Genomic DNA, 12750 nt, shown 5'->3' on the forward strand with positions numbered 1-12750 from the left:
GCCGCGGCGACCATACTCCACGCAAACCGCATTATCAAACGAGCCCAGCAGGCCGTCAACCTCTTGCGAAGTCGTCGTTAATTGCGACAATTCACCGCGACGAAGCAATCGGGCCGCAGGGAATAAATCCCGTTTGTCGTGACGTTGCGGTGCGTGGTCATCCAGTAGTTGTGTGGGCGTTCAGAGGCCGGCCACCGTCTGGCACGTGCCGGGCCAGCCATTGGCAATGTGACCGGCTCACATTGGGGCGCCGCCCTGCCATGCGACGGTTCTTCGCGCCGCACGTTTGACCTTTACGGACGACGATGGCTTGCTGCGGACATCGGCCAAACGCAAACCTCAAGAAAAGTGGACACCGATGGGAAATGCCTACGAAATCTATGCGCTGCGCTATGCGACGATGTCGCCGCGCACCCCTCATCTGAACTTCCTGATACCGGACCCGCACGATACCACCGCGCAGGACCTCGATTACTTCGTCTGGCTGATCCGCGGCAACGGCCGCGAGATCCTGGTCGATACCGGCTTCAACGCCGAGGAAGCCAAGGCGCGGTCGCGCAAGCTCAACCTCAATCCGGTCGATGCGCTGGAAGGGTTTGGCGTCAAGGCCGACAGCATCAAGGACGTCATCGTCACCCATCTGCATTATGACCACGCCGGCAATCTCGATCGCTTCGCCGGCGCCCGCTTCCATCTGCAGGATCGCGAGATGAGCTACGCGACTGGACGCTGCATGTGTAACGGCCTGATCCGGCATCCGTTTTCGGTCGAGCACGTCACGCTGATGGTGCGCCACGTCTATGGCGAGCGCGTCACGTTTCACAATGGCGACGGCGAGGTCGCGCCCGGCGTCACCGTGCATCGTGTCGGCGGTCACTCTGACGGCTTGCAGGTGGTGCGGGTCGAGACCGCCCGCGGACCGGTGGTGCTGGCCTCCGACGCCGCGCATTACTACGCCAATCTGCAGCGCCGCAGTCCGTTTCCGATCGTCTACAATGTCGGCGACATGGTGCAGGGCTGGGAGATCGTCGAGCGGCTGGCCGGCCATCCCGACCGGTTCATTCCCGGCCACGATCCGATCGTGAGTGAGATCTATCCGCGCGCCAGCGACAAGGTCGACGCATTTGCCTTGCACCTGGCGCCGTCGCGATCGTTCGCGAAGTAGGAGCACGCCATGATCGAACGCTTTCCCGGCCTCACGCCAACCCGCAGCCGCGCCGTCGTCCACGACGATTTGGTGTTCACGGTGGCGGTCGCGCCCGATCCGGTCACCGCCTCGATGTACGAGCAGAGCGTCAAGGCGCTCGCCCGCATCGACGAGAGCCTGGCCTTGTGCGGCTCAAACAAGAGCAAAATCCTCTCGGCGATCGTCTACATCGCCGACATGAAGCGCAAAAGCGAGATGAACCGCGCCTGGGACGAATGGGTCGACAAGAGTAACCCGCCGATGCGGGCCTGCCTCGGCGTCGAACTCGAACCGCCGCACATCGTGGAGATCGTGGTGACGGCGGTGAAGTAGGCGGGCGTCCACCCACCTCTGTCATTCCCCGATGCGCAATTGCGCATCTGAGGGCGCGCGAAGCGCGAGCCCGGAATCCATCAGGCGGCAAGGTATGTAGGTGAATGGATTCCGGGTCTACGCCAAGTGGCGCATCCCGGAATGACGGCGTAACCTAATACGCCTCCTTCGCGTCGGCTTCCGCGCTGGTCTGCACGAGGTCGAGGCTCGCCTCGATCTTGCCGAGCAGGGCGGCGAGGTTTTTGCGTTCCTGTGCCGACAGGCATGACAGGATCTCCTGTTCCCGGCGCAGCAGGCGCGGGATCAGTTCCTCGTACAGCGCTTTGCCTTTTGCCGTCATGCGCAGCCGGAATTCGCGCCGGTCGTCGGCGTTCTCGACGCGCTCGATCATCTGGCGTTTCATCAGCGTGGTGACCGCGCGGCTGATGGTCGATTTATGGGTGCGTGTGCAATGGGCGATGTATTGCGCGCTGCAGGGCTCAAAGCGGAAACCCAGCGTCGCCAGCACGCGCCATTCCGGAATGTCGAGCCCGTACCGCTCGTGATACTCGGCCGAGAGCGCCGAGGAGACTTCGGCCGCCAGCCGGTTCAGGCGGAAGGGTACGAATTTGAACAGGTCGAGCCGCGCGTCGTTTCTGGCGGTTTTCGCAGCCGTTCCCTCGCCATCCCGGTCTGCGCGCGCGACGCTGTCGGGCCCGGACGGCGACCGGGCGCTGTTCTCGCTTGACGACGCGTTGGCCAAAATCGCTCCAATTTGAGTTGACGCCGGGGGCGTCAGCGGGTTTAAGATAGTTGCAGATGCGACTAATTTAGCAGGATCGCATGGCTTTGGCTAGCAAGGATCGCATGGCCCGGACCAAAACCCAATTCGGATACTGCAGGCACCCCGACCAGGATCGGGCGGGCGCAGATGTGGCCGAACATCCCGTCGTGGTGGTCGGCGCCGGGCCGGTGGGGCTGTCGCTGGCGATCGATCTGGCGCAGCGCGGCCAAGCGGTCGTACTGCTCGACGACGCCGACCGGATCGGCGAGGGCTCGCGTGCGATCTGCTTCTCCAAACGTTCGCTGGAATTCTGGGACCGGCTCGGCATCGGCCAGCGCATGGTCGACAAGGGCGTGGTCTGGAGTGTCGGCAAGATTTTTCACGGCGACTCGCAGCTCTACCAGTTCAACCTGTTGCCGGAAGAAGGCCACAAGCGGCCGGCCTTCATCAACCTGCAGCAATTCTATGCCGAGGCCTATCTGGTCGATCGTGTCGCGGAGCTTCCGGCCATCGACCTGCGCTGGCGCAACAAGGTGATCGGCCTGGAACAGCGCAATGACCATGCGCTGCTGACGATCGAAACGCCTGACGGCCCCTACCGGCTGCATGCCGGCTTCGTCGTCGCCTGCGACGGCGCGCGCTCGTCGTTGCGCCAGATGGTGGGCGCGGAATTTGCCGGCCAGGTGTTCGAGGACCAGTTCCTGATCGCCGACGTCAAGATGACGGCGGCATTTCCGACCGAGCGCTGGTTCTGGTTCGATCCACCGTTCCACGCCGGCAGGTCCGCGCTGTTGCACAAGCAGCCAGACAACATCTGGCGCATCGACCTACAGCTGCATCCCGATGCGGATCCCGTCGTCGAAAAGCGGCCTGAAAACGTGCGGCCGCGGATTGCGCGCATGCTCGGCCATGACAAATTCGAGTTCGAATGGATCTCGCTGTACAAATTCCAGTGCCGGCGGATGGATAGATTCCTGCATGGCCGCGTGATCTTTGCCGGCGATGCCGCCCATCAGGTCTCACCGTTCGGCGCGCGCGGCGCAAACTCAGGCCTCGAAGACGCCGAGAACATCGCGTGGAAACTCGACCGCGTGTTGCGCGGGTCATCGCCGGAAGCGCTGCTCGAGAGTTACCACACCGAACGCAGCGCGGCGGCGGACGAGAACATCCGGGAGTCCACCCGCTCGACCGATTTCATGGCACCGGTGTCGCAGCAGGAAGCGCGGCTGCGCAAGGCGGTGCTGTCGCTGGCGAAGGAAACCGAGTTCGGCAAGCGCATGGTCAATGGCGGACGGCTGTCGGTGCCATCGGTCTATGACACGCCGCTGTCGACCGCCGACCGCGATCCATGGCGCGGCGGGCCGCGGCCCGGCGCGTCGATGCCGGATGCGCCGATTGCCGCGGCAAATGGTCAGCCGATGTTCCTGACCGACGCGTTTATCCAGGCGGGAACGCGGTTCACGTTGCTGGCGTTTGACAATGGTGCTGCGGTCGATGCGCCGGAAGGCGTCGAAGCCATTCGTATCGGCGGCGAGGGCGGTCTTGTCGACGCCAAGGGACTTGTCGGTGCGCGCTACGACGCCGAACCCGGTACCGCCTATCTGCTGCGGCCCGACGGTTATGTCGCCGCGCGCTTCCGGCATCCGACCCGGCCGGCGCTCGATGCGGCCCTCAAGCGGGCCGCTGCTCTCAACCAGGGTTTGTCATGACGCTGTCGACCGCCTCAAATTTTGCAAAACCCGACGACGCCTTCCGCGCCATCGTCGAGGCTCATCGCGGCTTGAGCGAGGCGCAAAGCGCCGACCTCGACGCCGCGCTGGTTCTGGTGCTCGCCAACCATATCGGCGACATCACGGTGCTGAACGAGGCGATCGCGCTCGCCAAGCGGCGGATGATCGATGCCAGTCAGCAGCAACAACAGCAGCAACAGCAATAGCCAAATTCACGGACAAGAACGTCGCAAGGGAACTGAACTGATGGCCAAGGGTTTCGCGTCCACCACTGACATGGCGGAAAAAAAGATCACCTTCTCCGAGATCGGAACCGATCTCTACGCCTTCACCGCCGAGGGTGATCCGAATTCCGCGATCATTGTCGGCGACGACGGCTGCCTGGTGTTCGACGCGCAGTCGACGCCGGCGATGGCGAACAAAGTGATCGAGCGGGTGCGCGCGGTCACCGACAAGCCGATCAAATATGTCGTGCTGTCGCATTACCACGCGGTGCGCGTGCTCGGCGCTTCCGCCTACAAGGCGCAGGGCATCGTCGCGTCAGCGGAAACCCATCGCCTGATCGAGGAGCGCGGGCAGCAGGATTGGGATTCCGAATATGGCCGCTTCCCGCGCCTGTTCCAGGACGCCCAGAGCATTCCCGGGCTGACCTGGCCGACGCTGACCTTTGAGGGCGAGATGTCGATCTATCTCGGCAAACGCGAAGTGCGCCTGATGCAGCTCGGCGCCGGGCATACGTCTGGTGACATCGTGGCATGGGTGCCGGATGCCGAGGTGATGTTCTCCGGCGATCTCATCGAATACCACTCGGCCTGCTACTGCGGCGACGCGCATTTGCGCGAATGGCCTGTCACGCTGAACGAAATCCGCGCCTTCAATCCCAAGGCGATCGCGCCGGGCCGCGGCGATGCACTCAAGGGTCTTGCGACCGGACGCGATGCGATCGCGATGACGCGCGATTTCGTCACCACGCTTTATGGCGCGGCCGAGACCTCGGTCGCCCGGGGCCGCAACCTCAAGGAATCGATGGCGGCGACGCGCGAGGTGATGGACCCGAAGTTTTCGAGTTTTGCGATCTACGAGCACTGCCTGCCGTTCAACGTCTCGCGCGCGTTCGACGAGGCTTCCGGGATCGACGATCCCGTGATCTGGACTGACAAGCGCGATCAGGAAATGTGGGCCGCCCTGCAAGGCGCATGATCCCGAAAAGTGGGTACCGGTTTTCGGACAAGATCATGCGCAAGATGAAGGAGGATGACCATGAATATCAACACCTCGCCCGACACGATTTCCCGAGGCACCACTGGCGTCACGCCGGGCTATATGTCCGGTTTCGGCAACAGTTTCGAGACCGAGGCGCTGCCCGGCGCATTGCCGATTGGGCGCAATTCGCCGCAGCGCTGCGCCTATGGGCTCTATGCCGAGCAGCTTTCCGGCTCGCCCTTCACCGCGCCGCGCGGCGCCAATGAGCGGTCATGGCTGTATCGCATCCGCCCCTCCGTGAAGCATTCCGGGCGTTTCGCAAAAGCTGACGCCGGCCTGTGGCGTACCGCGCCATGCCATGAGTATGAATTGCCGATCGCGCAATTGCGCTGGGACCCTGCGCCGATCCCGAAAGAGGACATGACGTTGCTGCAGGGGGTGCAGACGATGACCACCGCGGGCGATGCCAACACCCAGGCCGGCATGGCAGCGCACGTCTATCTCATCACCAAATCGATGGTCGATCAGCATTTCTACAATGCTGACGGTGAGATGATGTTCGTGCTGCAGCAGGGCAATCTGCGCCTCGTCACCGAATTCGGCCGCATCGACGCCGAACCCGGCGAGATCGTGGTGATCCCGCGCGGCGTCAAATTCCGCGTCGAACTCACGAGCGGGCCGGCGCGCGGCTATCTCTGCGAAAATTACGGCGGCGCCTTCACGCTGCCGGAACGCGGACCGATCGGGGCCAATTGCCTGGCGAATTCGCGCGACTTCCTCACTCCGGTGGCGGCCTATGAGGACAAGGACACGCCGACCGAGTTGTTCGTGAAATGGGGCGGCGCGCTGTTCAAGACCACGCTGCCGCATTCGCCGATCGACGTGGTGGCGTGGCACGGCAATTACGCGCCCTATAAATACGACCTGCGCACCTTCTCGCCGGTCGGCGCCATCGGCTTCGATCATCCGGACCCCTCGATCTTCACGGTGCTGACCTCGCCGTCGGAAACCGCCGGCACGGCCAATATCGACTTTGTGATTTTCCCGGAGCGCTGGGCGGTTGCCGAGAATACGTTCCGGCCGCCCTGGTACCACATGAACATCATGTCGGAGTTCATGGGGCTGATCTACGGCGTCTATGACGCCAAGCCGGAAGGCTTCGTTCCCGGCGGCATCAGCCTGCACAACATGATGCTGCCGCACGGCCCGGATCGCCAGGCCTTCGATCATGCCTCGAACAGCGAGCTGAAGCCGGTAAAACTCACCGGCACCATGGCCTTCATGTTCGAGACCCGCTACCCGCAGCGGGTCACCGCGCATGCGGCCAAATCGGCGACCTTGCAGGATAATTACGCCGACTGCTGGCAGGGATTGGAAAAACGGTTCGATCCGAACAAGCCGTGAGATGCGGATCGGTGATGCAAAATCCCGCATCGCGGATGCAGCGGACCCTTCACGCCGTGCGGGCAAGGACGACGAAACTTGGGTTGAAGAACAACAAGCCTTAGCGTTGCTCTCTCCGTCATTCCGGGGCGCGCGAAGCGCGAGCCCGGAATCCATAACCACGATCGTGAGTATGGATTCCCCGATGCGCAATTGCGCATCTGAGGCCTGCGCCAAGAGGCGCATCCCGGAATGACGAAGGATAGTGTCGGTCGAGTATTGAGCAGGAATTGAATTATGCCCCACCCCAACGATCCCAAGCTGAAATCGTTCATCCCGGTCGATCCCGCCTCGGATTTCCCGATCCAGAATCTCCCCTACGGCGTGTTCTCCACCAGGGATGGTCTCGCCCCGCGCGTGGGCGTTGCAATCGGCGACTATGTGCTCGATCTCTGGCAGCTCGCGCAGGATTGCCGGATCGATGTGGTCGAGCAGGGGGTATTCGCAGCACCGTCGCTAAATGCCTTCATGGCATTGGGTCCAACCGTCTGGACGCGGACGCGGGCGCGGATCAGCGAGCTGTTGCGCCACGATCATCCCGAACTGCGCGACAACGAGACGCTGCGCAAGCGCACGCTGGTGCCGATGGCGGATGTCGCGCTGCATCTGCCGATCGCGGTGTCAGGCTATACCGACTTCTATTCTTCGAAGGAGCACGCCACCAATGTCGGCGTCATGTTCCGCGGCAAGGACAATGCACTGCAGCCGAACTGGCTGCATATGCCGATCGGCTACAATGGCCGCGCCTCCACCGTCGTCGTTAGCGGCACCAAAGTGCGCCGGCCGCGCGGGCAGCTGAAGCCGCCGACGGCCGAGGTGCCGAGTTTCGGGCCGTGCAAGCGGCTCGATTTCGAATTGGAAATGGGGGTCGTCATCGGACAGGCGTCAGCGATCGGCGAGATGCTAACGGAAAAACAGGCCGAGGAGATGATCTTCGGCTTCGTGATCCTCAACGACTGGAGCGCGCGCGACATCCAGCAATGGGAGTATGTGCCGCTGGGGCCGTTCCAGGCCAAGGCGTTTGCGACCTCGATCAGCCCGTGGATCGTGACGCGCGAGGCGCTGGAGCCGTTTCGCGTCCAGGGTCCCGCACAGGAGCCGCAGCCGCTGGAATATCTGCGCCAGACGCGGCCGAACAATTACGACATGCAGCTCGACGTCGCCTTGCGCGCGGGCGTCATGAACGAGGCGGCGAATATCTGCCGCACCAACTTCAAGTACATGTACTGGTCGTCGGTGCAGCAACTGGTGCACCACGCCTCGTCCGGCTGCGCCATGAATGTCGGCGATCTCCTGGGCTCTGGCACCATCTCCGGCCCGGAAGAGGACCAGCGCGGCAGCCTTCTGGAAATCAGCTGGAACGGCACCGAGCCGGTCGAATTGCCCGGCGGCGTCAAGCGCACGTTCCTCGAGGATGGCGATTCGCTTGTCATGCGCGGCTGGTGCCAAGGCGACGGCTACCGCGTCGGCTTTGGCGAGGTCGAGGGCACGATTACGCCGGCGGGCTAGCGGTCTTCGGGACGAACATCCCGAAGCCGCGCCGAATGCGCCGCGACGTCTTCCAGACTGAACTTGAGATGCACGCGCTTGTCCGACGGCGCCTGCTTTACGACGCAGACGCCCGGCCGCCATTCCCGCGCGGGCCGGATCGGCCGCGGCGTAAAACCGCCGCCGCAGTTCGGGCACACATTGTGCAGCTTGTTGTCGGCACAGTCGGCGCAGAACGTGCACTCATAGGAACAGATCCGCGCGTCCATCGCGTTCGGCGGCAGATCCTTGTCGCAATATTCGCAGTTCGGCCGGAGTTGCAGCGCCATGATCGTCTCTTCGCGTTGATGCGAGCGGGATCATCGCAAATTGGCGATCGAATGCGAATGGCGAATACCCCTCGATTTCGGCCATCTCCCTCCGTCATTCCGGGGCGCGCGAAGCGCGAGCCCGGAATCCATACTCCCGATTGTGGTTATGGATTCCGGGCCTGCGCCAAGCGGCGCATCCCGGAATGACGAAGGAGATATGGCTTTACCGTCCCAACTCCTTTAACGGCAGCTTGGCGCTTTCCTTCAACCGGTCCAGCACGATCGACGAGCGCACATGCGCTACGCTCTGGTGCGGCATCAGGACGTTGTTGACGATGTCGGACAGGCTCTTGAGGTCGCGCAGCACGACCTTCAGCAGATAATCGGCATCGCCGGTCAGCGAATAGGCCTCCTGGATCGCGTCGACGCGGCCCACCAGCGCGCGAAATTTCTTGGCGTTGTCGGGCGAATGCGTCGCCAGCGTAATGTGGATGAAGGCGATCAGGTTGAAGCCGAGCGCCTCGGCGGCGAGATCGGCGTGGTAGCCCGCGATCACCTTCTCCTGCTCCAGCCGCATCCGCCGCCGCGAGCATTGCGACGCCGACAGGCCGATCAGATCGGCCAGTTGCTGGTTGGTCAGCCGGCCGTCGTGCTGCAGCGCGGCCAGCATTTTGAGGTCGAAAGCGTCTACCCGGATCATGCGCGAAATACCCATTTAATGCACAAGTTGTGCATGACTATAGCCAATCACGTAGATATTTGCATGCACATTGCGCCCGATATGGCGGAAACTCCAGAGATCAATCAAGCAGGAGATTCCGCCATGGGTCCATTTCCGCACGACGCGCCGGCCGCCGTCATCAGCGCCGACAATCCGATGGGCACCGATGGCTTCGAGTTCGTCGAATACGCGCATCCGAGACCCGAAGAACTGCACGCGCTGTTCAAGTTGATGGGCTATTCACCGGTCGCCTGCCACAAGACCAAAAAGATCACGGTCTACCGCCAGGGCGATATCAATTATCTCATCAACGAAGAGCCCGGCACCCACGGTTTTGCCTTTGTCGCCGCGCACGGCCCCTGCGCGCCGTCGATGGCGTTCCGTGTGGTCGATGCGAAGCAGGCTTACGCGCGGGCGATCTCACTCGGCGCGGAGCCGGCGGATGTGTCATCGGCGCAGAAGACGCTCGATGTGCCCGCCATCAAGGGCATCGGCGGCAGCCTGCTGTATTTCGTCGACCGCTACGGCGCCAAGGGCTCGGCCTATGACGCCGAGTTCGAATGGTTTGACGCCAAGGACCCGCGTCCGGCGGGCGCGGGGTTGTTTTACATCGATCACCTCACCCACAACGTCCATCGCGGCCGCATGGATGTCTGGACCGGCTTCTACGCAAAACTGTTCAACTTCCGCCAGATCCGCTTCTTCGACATCGAAGGCCGCGCCTCCGGCCTGTTTTCGCGCGCGCTGACCAGCCCGGACGGCAAGATCCGGATTCCGATCAACGAGGACGCCGGCGATTCCGGCCAGATCGAGGAATATCTCAACATCTACCGCGGCGAAGGCATTCAGCACATCGCCTGCGGCGCGAGGGACATTTACGCCACGGTGGAGAGGCTACGCGCCGACGGCCTGCCGTTCATGCCGTCACCGCCACTGACCTATTTCGAGAAAATCGACGCGCGCTTGCCCCGGCATGGCGAGGACGTCGCAAGGCTGCAGCGCGACGGCATCCTGATCGACGGCGAGGGTGTCGTCGAAGGCGGTCACACCAAGGTGCTGCTGCAGATCTTCTCGGCGAATGCGATCGGGCCGATCTTCTTCGAGTTCATCCAGCGCAAGGGCGACGACGGTTTCGGTGAGGGTAACTTCAAGGCGCTGTTCGAATCGATCGAGGAAGATCAGATCCGCAGGGGTGTGCTGAAGGTGGACGCGGCTTAGCTGGTTCGTCAAACTCGGTGTCGTCCCGGCCTTGAGCTCAGATGCGCAATTGCGCATCGGGGGACCCATACGCCGCGGCCGTTGTATTGGAAAAGGAAGACAAGGGCCAGCGCGTCAAATAATTTCCGACGGTGGTTATGGGTCCCGGCTCAAGGCCGGGACGACATCGGGAGCTACCTCCCCACCTTCCACGCAGCCGTCAATTCCGCAATCTCCGCCTTCTCCGCATCCCTGATCGCCGAAGGCGTCCGCGAAAATCGCGGCGCCGGTGCGGGTTGCGTCACGCCGTGGCGCTCGACAAAAATCTTCCTTGCGGCGTTGTGCGGATGCTTCGGCGCTTCCGCCATGGTCAGGATTGGCGCGAAGCAGATGTCGGTGCCTTCCATGATCTTGCACCAGTCCTCGCGGCTCTTGCCCTTGAACACCTTTGTCAGCTTTTCCTTCAGCGCCGGCCAGGCGTTGCGGTCCATCTGGGCGTCGAAATCGGCGTCGGTGAGACCGGCGTGCTCGCGGAGCAGCGCGTAGAACTGCGGCTCGATCGATCCGATCGAGATGAAGTTGCCGCAGGAGCATTCGTAGACACCATAGAAATGCGCACCGCCGTCGAGGAAATTCTGCTCGCGGCCTTCGGTCCAGCGCCCGATCGCGGTCATGTCGAAGAACATCGACATCAGCGACGCAGCGCCGTCGCACATCGCGGCATCGACCACCTGGCCCTTGCCGGATTTCGACGCTTCCAAAAGCGCAGCGAGGACGCCGACCACCAGATAGAGCGCGCCGCCGCCGAAATCGCCGACCAGGTTGAGCGGCGGCACCGGCTTTTCCTTAGGTCCGATCGCGGCGAGCGCGCCAGTGACCGAGATGTAGTTGATGTCATGGCCGGCAGCCTGCGCCAGCGGGCCTTCCTGGCCCCAGCCGGTCATGCGGCCGAACACCAGGCGCGGATTGCGGGCCATCACCACGTCGGGCCCGAGCCCCAGCCGCTCCATCACGCCGGGCCGAAAGCCCTCGATCAGCGCGTCGGCGCCGGCGAGCAGATCGAGCACCTGGCCTACCGCGGCCTTGTCCTTCAAGTCGAGCTCGACGACCTTGCGGCCGCGTCCCGCCACCGATTTCAGATTCTTTTTGGCGCCGACGCGGTCGAGCGTCACCACCTCCGCGCCCATGTCGGCCAGCATCATGCAGGCAAACGGGCCCGGGCCGATGCCGGCGAACTCGACAATGCGGAAGCCGGCGAGCGGGCCGGAGGCGCGGGTGGCGGATTGGGCGGCGGGTTTGTCGAGCACGTCTTGTTCTCCCGGAGGTATTTTTAATTAGCCGATTAGCTAAATTGTCTCGCCTTAGGGGAGACGAGGCAAGCCTTCTTTGCTTAAGAATCTGACCAAATGCAGAGCGGCGCGCATTGCTGCGCGCCGCTTGCATGGGAACCAGTGTGTTTGGCTTAACCCGCAGCGGTCACCGCGCGCTGCGCCATTACCTTGATCAGGTTGGCACGATAATCCGCCGAGCCGTAGAGATCGGCCAGCAGGCCGTTGTCGGAAATGGTGACGCTGTCGAGCGCACTTGGCGACCAGTTCGCCTTCAGCGCTGCCTCGATTGCCGGTATCCGCATGACACCGCTTTGCGATGCTCCCGTCGCGGCCGCGCGGACGTCCCCACCCGGGGTCTTGGCGACAAACACCCCGGTCAGCGCAAAACGCGAGGCCGGATGCGGGAATTTGGAATAACCCGCCTTGGCCTGAACCGGAAACGACACGGCGGTGATGATTTCGCCGTCTTCCAGCGCGGTCGTGAACAGACCTTTGAAGAAATCGTCCGCCGCTATCGAACGCTTGTTGGTCTTCACGGTGGCACCGAGCGCCAGCACCGCCGCCGGATAGTCGGCCGCCGGATCGTTGTTGGCGAGCGAGCCGCCGATCGTGCCGCGATATCGCACCGCCGGATCGCCGATCAGCGAGGCGAGATAAGCCAGCGCCGGGATCGCTTTTTGTACAGTACCGCTCGTGGCCACGTCGTAATGGGTCGTCGCGGCCTTGATGATGATCCCGTCGCCGGATGCTTCGATCCCGATCAGCTCCTTGATCCTGCCGAGATCGATCACGTCGGATGGCGCGGCCAGCCGCTGTTTCATCACGGGGATCAGCGTGTGGCCGCCGGCGAGGTATTTCGAATCCGAGCCCTTGCCGAACAGCGCCACGGCTTCGTCGACCGAGGAGGGGCGATGATAGATTGTCTCGTACATGATTCAGCTCCCTGAAATTTTGTCTCTGATCCCCTCCGTCATTCCGGGATGCGCGCCTCTTGCGCGCAGACCCGGAATCTCGAGGAGTTAACCTAGCTCCGGATTCCGGGTT

Annotated in this window: 13 protein-coding genes; 8 read left to right on the forward strand and 5 right to left on the reverse strand. The window is 62.9% G+C overall.

Features of this window, described 5'->3' with window-relative positions:
• The first annotated feature begins 358 nt into the window (after positions 1–358).
• Positions 359–1165 carry an N-acyl homoserine lactonase family protein gene (locus ACSQ84_RS32505; protein ID WP_436215826.1) on the forward strand — a complete coding sequence of 269 codons (807 nt, stop codon included), beginning with the start codon at positions 359–361 and terminating at the stop codon, positions 1163–1165.
• A gap of 9 nt (positions 1166–1174) precedes the next feature.
• Positions 1175–1519, forward strand: a complete 345-nt coding sequence (locus ACSQ84_RS32510) for a RidA family protein (protein WP_436215827.1) — start codon at positions 1175–1177, stop codon at positions 1517–1519.
• A 154-nt stretch (positions 1520–1673) separates the two neighbouring features.
• On the opposite strand, the gene ACSQ84_RS32515 is transcribed toward ACSQ84_RS32510, so the two are convergent.
• Positions 1674–2135 (reverse strand): MarR family winged helix-turn-helix transcriptional regulator, encoded by a 462-nt coding sequence (locus ACSQ84_RS32515; protein WP_436215917.1) that lies wholly within the window; start codon positions 2133–2135, stop codon positions 1674–1676.
• Positions 2136–2365: 230 nt separating this feature from the next.
• On the opposite strand from ACSQ84_RS32515, the gene ACSQ84_RS32520 reads away from it, so the two are divergent.
• The 5 genes from ACSQ84_RS32520 to fahA all read left to right on the forward strand — a co-directional run bounded on the left by ACSQ84_RS32520 (position 2366) and on the right by fahA (position 8167).
• Complete coding sequence (locus ACSQ84_RS32520; protein WP_436215828.1) at positions 2366–3991, forward strand: FAD-dependent oxidoreductase; 1626 nt, start codon at positions 2366–2368, stop codon at positions 3989–3991.
• Positions 3988–4218, forward strand: coding sequence for a DUF2783 domain-containing protein (locus ACSQ84_RS32525; RefSeq protein ID WP_436215829.1), 231 nt, complete (start codon positions 3988–3990; stop codon positions 4216–4218). The genes ACSQ84_RS32520 and ACSQ84_RS32525 overlap by 4 nt, the downstream gene beginning before the upstream one ends.
• A gap of 40 nt (positions 4219–4258) precedes the next feature.
• A complete protein-coding gene (locus ACSQ84_RS32530; RefSeq protein ID WP_436215830.1) occupies positions 4259–5212 on the forward strand; it encodes an MBL fold metallo-hydrolase in 954 nt (317 codons plus the stop codon).
• A gap of 60 nt (positions 5213–5272) precedes the next feature.
• The gene (hmgA, locus tag ACSQ84_RS32535; RefSeq protein WP_436215831.1) at positions 5273–6619 is read left to right on the forward strand and encodes a homogentisate 1,2-dioxygenase; all 1347 of its coding nucleotides are present in this window, start codon (positions 5273–5275) and stop codon (positions 6617–6619) included.
• A 276-nt stretch (positions 6620–6895) separates the two neighbouring features.
• Positions 6896–8167, forward strand: coding sequence for a fumarylacetoacetase (fahA, locus tag ACSQ84_RS32540; RefSeq protein ID WP_436215832.1), 1272 nt, complete (start codon positions 6896–6898; stop codon positions 8165–8167).
• On the opposite strand, the gene ACSQ84_RS32545 is transcribed toward fahA, so the two are convergent.
• Together ACSQ84_RS32545 and ACSQ84_RS32550 are read right to left on the reverse strand one after the other, a co-directional pair.
• Entirely contained in the window at positions 8164–8475 is a 312-nt protein-coding gene (locus tag ACSQ84_RS32545) for a DUF1272 domain-containing protein (protein ID WP_436215833.1), read from the reverse strand. The genes fahA and ACSQ84_RS32545 overlap by 4 nt on opposite strands.
• Before the next feature lie 205 nt (positions 8476–8680).
• Positions 8681–9157, reverse strand: coding sequence for an Lrp/AsnC family transcriptional regulator (locus ACSQ84_RS32550; protein WP_436215834.1), 477 nt, complete (start codon positions 9155–9157; stop codon positions 8681–8683).
• Between the two features lie 123 nt (positions 9158–9280).
• Here ACSQ84_RS32550 and hppD point away from each other — a divergent pair, with 123 nt between their 5' ends.
• Positions 9281–10396 (forward strand): 4-hydroxyphenylpyruvate dioxygenase, encoded by a 1116-nt coding sequence (gene hppD, locus ACSQ84_RS32555; protein WP_436215835.1) that lies wholly within the window; start codon positions 9281–9283, stop codon positions 10394–10396.
• Positions 10397–10569: 173 nt separating this feature from the next.
• On the opposite strand, the gene ACSQ84_RS32560 is transcribed toward hppD, so the two are convergent.
• Together ACSQ84_RS32560 and ACSQ84_RS32565 are read right to left on the reverse strand one after the other, a co-directional pair.
• A complete protein-coding gene (locus ACSQ84_RS32560) occupies positions 10570–11682 on the reverse strand; it encodes a CaiB/BaiF CoA transferase family protein (RefSeq protein WP_436215836.1) in 1113 nt (370 codons plus the stop codon).
• 155 nt (positions 11683–11837) lie between these two features.
• Entirely contained in the window at positions 11838–12638 is an 801-nt protein-coding gene (locus ACSQ84_RS32565; protein ID WP_436215837.1) for an FAD binding domain-containing protein, read from the reverse strand.
• Positions 12639–12750 lie beyond the last annotated feature (112 nt).

It is taken from the genome of Bradyrhizobium sp. LjRoot220 (assembly GCF_964252915.1).
Lineage (GTDB): Bacteria > Pseudomonadota > Alphaproteobacteria > Rhizobiales > Xanthobacteraceae > Bradyrhizobium.

Bases quoted from the DNA above. Each gene is read 5' to 3' on its own strand.
- ACSQ84_RS32505 (WP_436215826.1), top strand. From the start codon at position 359: ATGGGAAATGCCTACGAAATCTATGCGCTGCGCTATGCGACGATGTCG.
- ACSQ84_RS32510 (WP_436215827.1), top strand. From the start codon at position 1,175: ATGATCGAACGCTTTCCCGGCCTCACGCCAACCCGCAGCCGCGCCGTC.
- ACSQ84_RS32520 (WP_436215828.1), top strand. From the start codon at position 2,366: ATGGCCCGGACCAAAACCCAATTCGGATACTGCAGGCACCCCGACCAG.
- ACSQ84_RS32525 (WP_436215829.1), top strand. From the start codon at position 3,988: ATGACGCTGTCGACCGCCTCAAATTTTGCAAAACCCGACGACGCCTTC.
- ACSQ84_RS32530 (WP_436215830.1), top strand. From the start codon at position 4,259: ATGGCCAAGGGTTTCGCGTCCACCACTGACATGGCGGAAAAAAAGATC.
- hmgA (WP_436215831.1), top strand. From the start codon at position 5,273: ATGAATATCAACACCTCGCCCGACACGATTTCCCGAGGCACCACTGGC.
- fahA (WP_436215832.1), top strand. From the start codon at position 6,896: ATGCCCCACCCCAACGATCCCAAGCTGAAATCGTTCATCCCGGTCGAT.
- ACSQ84_RS32545 (WP_436215833.1), bottom strand. From the start codon at position 8,475: ATGGCGCTGCAACTCCGGCCGAACTGCGAATATTGCGACAAGGATCTG.
- ACSQ84_RS32550 (WP_436215834.1), bottom strand. From the start codon at position 9,157: ATGATCCGGGTAGACGCTTTCGACCTCAAAATGCTGGCCGCGCTGCAG.
- hppD (WP_436215835.1), top strand. From the start codon at position 9,281: ATGGGTCCATTTCCGCACGACGCGCCGGCCGCCGTCATCAGCGCCGAC.
- ACSQ84_RS32565 (WP_436215837.1), bottom strand. From the start codon at position 12,638: ATGTACGAGACAATCTATCATCGCCCCTCCTCGGTCGACGAAGCCGTG.